We start from the raw sequence: 8,164 nt of genomic DNA, 5'->3' as shown, positions 1-8,164 counted from the left end.
GCAAGCCCGCTCCCACGCAGTTCATCCATGCAGGTCATGGCGAGTTATCGATGCAGGTCATGCCGTGGGAGCGGGCTTGCCCCGCGATAAGGCTAACCTAGACACCCCAGCACTCAACGCCAGGGCGCTGGCTCTCCGACCAACTGCCCCTGAATGCCTTGGACGCCCATCTCGCAAAGTACCCGCAACTCGCCTTCCGTCTCGACCCGCTCGGCGATCAGCGGCAGATCGATACTATGCGCCGCCCGCTGCACGGCTTCGATGAACAAGCGCTTGTGCTGTTCCTGATCGATGCTGCGAATGTAACCACCATCGATCTTCAGGTAGGCCAGCCCCAGGTGGGCCAGATTGCCGATCAGGCTAAAGCGCCCGCCAAATCGCTGTAGGCCCAAGCCAAAACCCAGGGCGTGCAAACGCCGGGTGAGCTGCTCGAGCAACGGCTGTTCAGGCAATTGTTCCTCGCCGATCTCGAAGGTCAAGCGCGGCCCCATTGCGCGGTGTTGGCCTAACAGATCGAACACGCGCTGCAGGGCCTTGGGATCGGCCAAGGTCGCCGCTGACACATTCAGCGCCAGCGACTCGCGATGCCCTTGCAGGTGCTTTAGCACCCTTTCCAGCACCAGCAGATCCAGCTGCGCCATCCAGCCAAAGCGTTCCAACCAGGGCAGGAAACGCCCGGCGGCAAGCGCCTCGCCGTGCTCGTCATAAAGCCGTGAGACAACCTTGTAATGAAGGATCCGCTGTGGTGCCTGGCTGTCCACCACCGGCTGGAAGAACAACTCGAACTGCCCGTTGGCCAGGGCCTGCTCAAGGCGGGCATGCCATTGCTGATGGCCATTGGCAGTTTGCGTAGCAACACCTTGCTCCAGACATACCCAGCCCTGCCCTGACTGACTTTCGGCACGCGCCAACGCCTCATCAGCCAGCTTCAACAGAGCCTGTGGCGAATCGCCTGGGCTATAAGGCGCCAGGCCAATGTACGCGACCGGATCGACATCGCTGGCGCCAGTCTCGTGCAGGCTGCGCAAGGTGGCCTCCAACGCCTGCGCCAACTGCACGGCCTCCTCATGCACCATACCCGGCGCCAGCACGGCAAACTCGCCGCCGCGGCTGCGGGTGATCAAGTCGTTGGTCTGCGGGTAATTGGCACACGTGCGGCGCAACTGCTCAGCGACTGCCTGCAGCAGTTGGTCGGTGCGCTGGCCACCCAGGCGGGCATTGAGGCCGGTTAGATCGCTCACCCGCAGAAGCAGCAGGTAGCCCGCACGAGCCTCCTCCCTATTGCTCACCTGAGCGGCCAATTGCATTTCGAAGTAACGCCGATTGGCCAATCCGGTGAGGCTGTCCTGGTATGACTCGGCGCGCAGCCGCTCGCTGCGTTCGGCCTGTTCGGCGAACAACGCCTTGAGTTTTTCGACCATCTGGTTCATCGCCTGTACAACCCGGCGCAGCTCTGGGGTGCGCGGTAATTCAGGCTGGCTGAGGAACTCGCGGCGGGCGATGGCATGCGACTGCGCAACCATGTAGTCCAACGGCCGCAGTTGGCGACGCAACAGCAGAGCCCCGAGTACCGCACTGAGTGCTCCGCAGAGCAGCAGCCAGCCAAGGCTACCCAGCGCGCTTTGCCAGAGTTTGGCCAAGGCAAACATTGGGTGGCTGATCACTTCCACACGCGCCGCCTGCTGCCAACCGCGGCTGACGATCGCATCGCCACCGGCCGCCTGTAGGCCAATCAGCCGCACGAACCAGGCCGGTACGCCAGCGCTGTCAGGTTCGGCATGACGCTCGACCAGCACGGCATTGCTGCCCAGCTCGACCACCTTGATGCTCGAATAGTAACCACTGTCGAAAATCGAGCTGACCATCAGCTCGACCATTGCCGGATCATCGATGTTCGGTGTCAGCGACAACGCCAGTGCCGTCGCTGCATCCTGAGCATGGGAGCGCAATTGATTCACGTATTGGCTGCGTGAGCTTTCCAGGCTGACCATGAAGCTGCCGCTGAAGGCAACGACCAGGAACAGGCAAATGGCAAGCAGCAATTGTTTGAACAATGACATCTGTGCTCCTTCAGTAAACCGGTTCGGCCGGGAATCCTTCGGCACGCATTTTTTTCAACAGATCCTGCCAGCGCGACAAACGCTTGGTATCCCCCACCTTTTTGTTGCCGGCAGCGCCGGTCAGCCACAGGCCTTCACCGTTGAAGGCGTAAACCGGTAACAGGTCGCTACGCTGGCTGGCCGGCTTGATGGCGTCCATCAAGCTGTCGAGCACCAGCGGCTGGGCCTGTGGATTTGAATAATAGGTCAGGACCATGTGCGCGCGGTTCTGGCGCAAGGCTTTGACGTAGGTAATGCGCAGTTTCTCACTGGCAATGCCCATGCGGCGCAGGCTGAAGTACTTGGCGATGGCGTAGTCCTCGCAGTCGCCTGCGCCCTTGATCAAGGACTGGATGGGCGTGGCCCAATAGTCGACCTCGCGCCACAGGTCGACATCTTCGACATAACGCAACTGCTGGTTGAAGAACTGGTTGACCGCCTGCAAGCGCTCCAGTTCGCTGCCCTGCTGGTGGCTGGCCAACAACCGCTGCCAGGCATCGATGCGGTCCTTGCCGGGGCCCAGGGGCCCATACAGCGCCTGAGCGCGCTGGCTGATCTGGGAAAAGTCCCAATCTGCTCGTAGGCCGCCCAGCAGCAGGCAGCCCAGCACAATGGCGAGGCTGAACGGGCGTATCCAGCTTTTTAGTATCCCGGCAATCGCCACAGGGAAGACCTGTTCAAAGCCATCGAAAACCGCGATGGTGCGGCCTGCTCTGGCAAAAGACAATGGCACCTTACAATCACCGCCGCTCTATTCACGGGCGCTATTAACCTTGTGCCGAAGCGCACATCAGCTTCCCCTTAACAGGGACTTCATTCACCATAGACATATTCCGTGCAAAGGCTTGGAAGCCTGCCATCGCTAGGGTTTGACACCCCTTGAGCGACTCTCTACGTTTATTGGATCCAATCAGCAAATTGTCGAGGCAGACTTCCAGTGGCTGAGAAAATCAGACTGCTTTCCAGCGTGATTGGCAGTGAGCAGGTGCCTGCGCATCTTGCTCGAAGCGTGATCGAAGAACGCCTGCGCAGCGCCATCGTCGATGGCCGCCTGCCGCCAGGTACCGCCTTGCGTCAACAAGAGATCGCGGGCTTGTTTGGCGTGAGTCGCATGCCCGTGCGCGAGGCCTTGCGCCAGCTCGAAGCGCAGTCGTTGTTGCAGGTGGTCATGCACAAGGGCGCCGTGGTTGCCCCGCTGATCGGTGAAGATGCGGTGGACACCTATGCGTTGCGGGTGCTGCTTGAGTCCGAGGCGCTGCGCCAGTCGATCCCGCTGCTCGAGGCCGATGACATCGCCCGCGCACGGGGCTATATCCAGGAGTTGGAGAACGAAACCCGCCATGCCGAGATCGGCCGCCTCAACCGCTTGTTCCACATGACGCTGTACAGCAAGGCGCACAACCAGAAACTGCTGCGCATGATCGAGATCGAGCTCAATGAAGAGGAGCGTTTCTTGCGCTTCCACCTGTCATCGATGGGGCTGGGTAAGCTGACTCAGGACGATCACAATGCATTGGTGAATGCCGCCAGCGACAAACGGGTGGAGGAGGCCGTCAACGTGCTGGAAGAGCACTTGAACAACGGTGCGCGGGCTATTCGCAAGTATCTGGATAGTCAGCGCCTGTCGATGTAAGCATGGCCGAGCAGTTGCAAAATTTTGCCCGCCCGCGAACAATGAGACTAATTATCATTAATGACTTAATGTTCGCGGCGCCCCTCAATGTCTTCTCAAGATTCTGTGCATACGCTCTACAGCGACCACCACAGCTGGCTGCAAACCTGGTTGCGCAGTAAGTTGGGGAACGCCGCCGATGCAGCGGACCTGGCGCACGATACCTTTGTCCGCCTGCTCCAGCGCCGTGAACAATTGCAGCTGAACACCCCGCGGGCGTTCCTGCGCACAGTCGCTCGCGGCCTGGTCATTGACCACTGGCGACGCCAGGAACTGGCCCGAGCCTACCTTGAAGCGCTCGCGCACCTGCCCGAGGCGCATGCGCCGTCGGCGGAAACCCGCGAACTGCTGCTGGAGTTGCTCGAGCGCATTGCGCGCTTGCTCGATGGGCTCAAGCCCAAGGTGCGCCGTGCTTTCCTGCTGGCCCAGTGCGAGGGCTTGAGCCATAAGGCGATCGCCGAGCAGATGGGCATCTCGCTGCGCTCGGCAGAGCGTTACATTGCCGATGCCCTCTACCATTGCTACCTGCTGCGCTACGAAGACGAGTGCTGAAGCAATGAGCGTTGCTCCTCTGCCGCCCAAGGTGGTCAAGCAGGCCATCCACTGGATGCTCAAGCTGCGCGAGAGCGGCCACAATGCGCGCCTGCAACTGCAATGCGAACAATGGCGCGGCGAGCATCATGAGCATGAATTGGCCTGGCAGCGGGTGCTCGATCTCCATCAAGAGTTGAACCTGCGCGCCATCCCTGGCGCAGGAGTGGCTTTGCAGACCCTGGAGACCAGCGAACGTCGCTTGCACCGTCGACAGGCACTCAAGCTACTCACCGGCGTTGCGCTGGTAGGTTCGGCAGCCTGGTTGGGCAAGGATCTTCAGGTCCTCGACAATTGGACGTCGGACTACGCCACCGCTACTGGCGAGCGACGTAGCTTTGCTCTGCCGGACGGATCACTGCTGCAGCTCAATACTCAAAGTGCGGCGGACCTCGTCTTTGACGGTCGGCAGCGGCTCATTCGTCTCAAGCACGGCGAGCTGATGCTCACCTGCGCGACTCAGGGCCAGGACAGGCCGTTACTGGTTCAGACCCATGAGACCCTGCTGGAAGGCTTCGAGGGGCGCTTCGTGGTGCGTCAGGACAGCCATTGCACGCGGGTTAGCGTCAGCCAAGGCAAGGTGGCCATTCATCGCCCAGGCAATGGCGCGCTGCAATGGATGAGCAGCGGCCAGAATTGGCGACTCGATGGCCAAGGTGCACGTCTGTTGGAGCACCAGGACATGGATGCCGGGGCCTGGGTGGAAGGCTTGATCGTCACGCGGGACATGCGCCTGGCGGATTTCCTCGCAGAGGTGGCGCGCTATCGCCATGGCTATCTGGGTTGCAGCGACGAGATCGCTGACTTGCGCCTATCGGGTGTGTTCCGCCTGGAAGATACCGACAAGCTGCTGCAACTGCTACCGCAGACCCTGCCCGTCATTCTGCGCCAGCGTACGCGCTGGTGGGTACGCCTGGAACGCATGAGCTGAGATTGAGTTCTGCAAGATTTTTTGGCGGGAACCACTCGCAAGTCCGGCTAGGAAAGTAAGCAATTTCCTCTGCCCTTAACGATTCGACGGACCTGTCCATGCCGACCGCCCTGCCCTCGCAACGCGTCACCAACGAGAATGATTTTCGACCTGTCTTGAATTCCGCCAGCCTGCGCAAAGCTGTACGCGCCGCGCTGTTCGGTACAGCCCTTGGCATGAGCGCTATAGCGCCACCGGCTTTGGCTGCCCAGGCCAACACTGCTACCCAGCAATTCACGATCCCTGCTGGCAATCTCAACGATGTGCTCAACCAGTTTGCCCGCCAGGCCGGCATTACCCTTTCGAGCACGCCGCAGCTGACGGGTGAGCGGCAATCGCCAGGCCTGCAAGGGCATTACTCGACTGACCAGGCACTGCGTCAGTTGCTTAATGGCACCGGCCTTGAGGCCGTCAGCCAGGACGGCAGCAGTTACGTGCTGCGGGCGCAGCCTGAGGAGGCGGCATTGTCTCTGCCGGACACCGACGTTCGCGGTTTTGCCTTAGGTAACGCGCTGGGCAGCATGGAGGGCTACAACGCTACCCACAGCCAGATCGCGACCAAGACCAGTACGCCGATCCTGGAGACCACCCAGTCGGTCTCGGTGGTCACCCGTCAGCAAATGGACGACCAGGGTTCGCAGACCGTTGCCCAGGCCATGCGCTACACCCCAGGGGTGCTGACCAACCCCTATGGCGCGACCCATCGCTATGACTACGTGGCCATGCGCGGCTTCAACGACGGCTCGGTGGACAACATCTACGTCGATGGCTTGAAGTCCATGGGCGACAATGGCACCTACAGCACCATGCAGGTCGACCCGTACTTCCTGGAGCGCATCGACATCCTCAAGGGCCCCTCGTCGGTTCTGTACGGGCGCAGCTCGCCGGGCGGCCTGGTGGCGTTGACCACCAAGAAGCCGATGTTCGATCCGTATCACCAGATCCAGGCAACGGTCGGCACCCAAGGCCAACGGGGGATGGGCTTCGACTTCAGCGGGCCGCTGGATGATGACAAGCGCATCGCCTATCGCCTGACAGGCATTGCGGATTCATCCGACACCCAGTTCGATCACAACAAGGAAGAGCGCTACGCGATCGCCCCAGCAGTCAGCATCGACTTCAGCGAAGATACCTCGTTGACCTTGCAGGCTTATCTACAGAAAGACCCCAACGGCGGCTACCACGGTGCCCTGCCCTCTGATGGGGCCTTACATCCGCGTAACGGCCAGCGTCTGTCCGATCACTTTTTCGAAGGTGAGCTCAGCGACAACTACGAACGCACCCAACAGTCCTTCAGTTACCAATTGGAGCATCGCTTCAATGACGTCTTCACCGCACGGCAGAACTTCCGCTATCAGGATTCTGATGTGTCGATGGACCAGGTCTACTTCGCTGGCTGGGACGCGAGCGTGCCTGGGCGTAACGTGATGAACCGCGCCTATACCGGCGGCGACGAGCGTCTGCATTCGTTCATCATCGACAACATGCTGCAGGCTGAGTTCTTCACCGGCTCCGCCAAGCATACGCTGTTGCTGGGCACCGACTATCAGCGACGCAAGGCCGATGTGTCCTGGCGCTATGGCACGGTCGATAGCTTGGATGCCGGTAACCCGCAATACGGCAATGGCAATATCCAGGTGCTCGGTGAAAGCAACTACCTACGCCGTCTGCAACAGACAGGTGTGTACCTGCAGGACTTGGTCGAGCTGGACCAGTGGCGCTTCTCCCTGGGGCTGCGCCAGGACTGGGTGAAGGTATCTGAGGAGAATCGTGACAGCGATACTCGGGTCAGCGATAACCGCACCAAGTTCACCACCCGTGCGGGCGTGCTCTATCTGTTCGACAACGGCATTGCGCCTTACCTGAGCTACTCCGAGTCGTTCAACCCCAACACCGTCTCCGATCAGGATGGCCGCCCGCTCGCGCCTACCGAGGGCACCCAGTGGGAAGCGGGCATCAAGTACCAGCCTCCTGGTACTGACAACCTGTTCACTGCTTCGGTGTTCCGTATCGAGCAGGAGAACCTCGCATCCAAACAGCCAAACGAGGAGTTCTACCGGGCGGTGGGTGAGGTGCGCTCGCAAGGCCTTGAGCTTGAGGCACATGTGCAGGTGACCGATAACCTGAAGCTGCTGGGTGGCTATACCTTCACCGACATCGAGTACGCCAAGTCGATGCCGAGCGTGGTAACGCCGACCCTGGATAACAAAGGCAATTCGCCAACCCAAGCACCGAAGCAGATGTTCTCCCTGTGGGCCGATTACAACTTCCGCCAGGGCGCACTGGATGGCCTGCGCTTGGGTGGCGGCTTGCGCTATGTGGGGTACAGCTGGGTGGACTCGGAAAACAGCATGAAGGTGCCCTCCTACACGCTGTTCGATGCATCGATCGGCTACGACCTGGGCAAGGTGGGGCTCAAGGGCGTCGATCTACGGCTCAATGCCAATAACCTGACCAATGAACGCTATATCGCATCGTGTGCCAGCTTGAGCTACTGCTACATGGGTGAAGAGCGGAATGTGAGTGCTACGGTTAGCTATCAGTTCTGAGTGATTTGATTGAATGTAAAAAAGGCCCGCCCCTGGAACCAGGGGCGGGCCTTTTTTTGGGCTGTAATTAGTGGGGCGGCGCAGCAGCCCCACCAATAGTTCAGGCACCACAGTAGCCGCAGATATCTACCAGGCCTAGAAAAGACAAAACCCCTACCTGCTCACGCAGATAGGGGTTTTGCGAAATGAATCTTGACGATGACCTACTCTCACATGGGGAAACCCCACACTACCATCGGCGATGCATCGTTTCACTACTGAGTTCGGGATGGGATCAGGTGGT

At 60.2% G+C, this 8,164-nt stretch carries 6 protein-coding genes and 1 rRNA gene; 4 read left to right on the top strand and 3 right to left on the bottom strand.

The window, feature by feature from the left end; genetic code table 11:
• Window positions 1–113: 113 nt before the first annotated feature.
• Complete coding sequence (gene lapD / locus OIU19_RS25125; RefSeq protein WP_264237281.1) at window positions 114–2,060, bottom strand: cyclic di-GMP receptor LapD; 1,947 nt, start codon at window positions 2,058–2,060, stop codon at window positions 114–116.
• 10 nt (window positions 2,061–2,070) lie between these two features.
• Window positions 2,071–2,832, bottom strand: coding sequence for a cysteine protease LapG (gene lapG / locus OIU19_RS25120; protein ID WP_264237280.1), 762 nt, complete (start codon window positions 2,830–2,832; stop codon window positions 2,071–2,073).
• Window positions 2,833–3,036: 204 nt separating this feature from the next.
• Here lapG and OIU19_RS25115 point away from each other — a divergent pair, with 204 nt between their 5' ends.
• From OIU19_RS25115 to OIU19_RS25100, 4 genes are all read left to right on the top strand, one after another.
• Window positions 3,037–3,732: a GntR family transcriptional regulator gene (locus OIU19_RS25115; protein WP_264237279.1), complete on the top strand. Its 696-nt coding sequence runs from the start codon at window positions 3,037–3,039 to the stop codon at window positions 3,730–3,732.
• Window positions 3,733–3,819: 87 nt separating this feature from the next.
• Window positions 3,820–4,323, top strand: coding sequence for a sigma-70 family RNA polymerase sigma factor (locus OIU19_RS25110; RefSeq protein WP_264237278.1), 504 nt, complete (start codon window positions 3,820–3,822; stop codon window positions 4,321–4,323).
• Between the two features lie 4 nt (window positions 4,324–4,327).
• The gene (locus tag OIU19_RS25105; RefSeq protein ID WP_264237277.1) at window positions 4,328–5,293 is read left to right on the top strand and encodes a FecR domain-containing protein; all 966 of its coding nucleotides are present in this window, start codon (window positions 4,328–4,330) and stop codon (window positions 5,291–5,293) included.
• A 170-nt stretch (window positions 5,294–5,463) separates the two neighbouring features.
• Window positions 5,464–7,881, top strand: a complete 2,418-nt coding sequence (locus OIU19_RS25100) for a TonB-dependent siderophore receptor (RefSeq protein ID WP_319004565.1) — start codon at window positions 5,464–5,466, stop codon at window positions 7,879–7,881.
• A gap of 190 nt (window positions 7,882–8,071) precedes the next feature.
• Here OIU19_RS25100 and rrf read toward each other — a convergent pair.
• Window positions 8,072–8,164: ribosomal RNA gene (gene rrf, locus OIU19_RS25095) — 5S ribosomal RNA — on the bottom strand; the annotation flags it as partial.

The organism is Pseudomonas sp. BT-42-2 (genome assembly GCF_025847435.2).
GTDB classification, from domain to species: Bacteria; Pseudomonadota; Gammaproteobacteria; order Pseudomonadales; family Pseudomonadaceae; genus Aquipseudomonas; species Aquipseudomonas urmiensis.
This window is presented reverse-complemented; position numbering and strand designations above follow the sequence as displayed.

Coding starts and splice junctions, on each gene's coding strand:
- OIU19_RS25105 (WP_264237277.1), top strand. CDS start 4,328: ATGAGCGTTGCTCCTCTGCCGCCCAAGGTGGTCAAGCAGGCCATCCAC.
- OIU19_RS25110 (WP_264237278.1), top strand. CDS start 3,820: ATGTCTTCTCAAGATTCTGTGCATACGCTCTACAGCGACCACCACAGC.
- lapD (WP_264237281.1), bottom strand. CDS start 2,060: ATGTCATTGTTCAAACAATTGCTGCTTGCCATTTGCCTGTTCCTGGTC.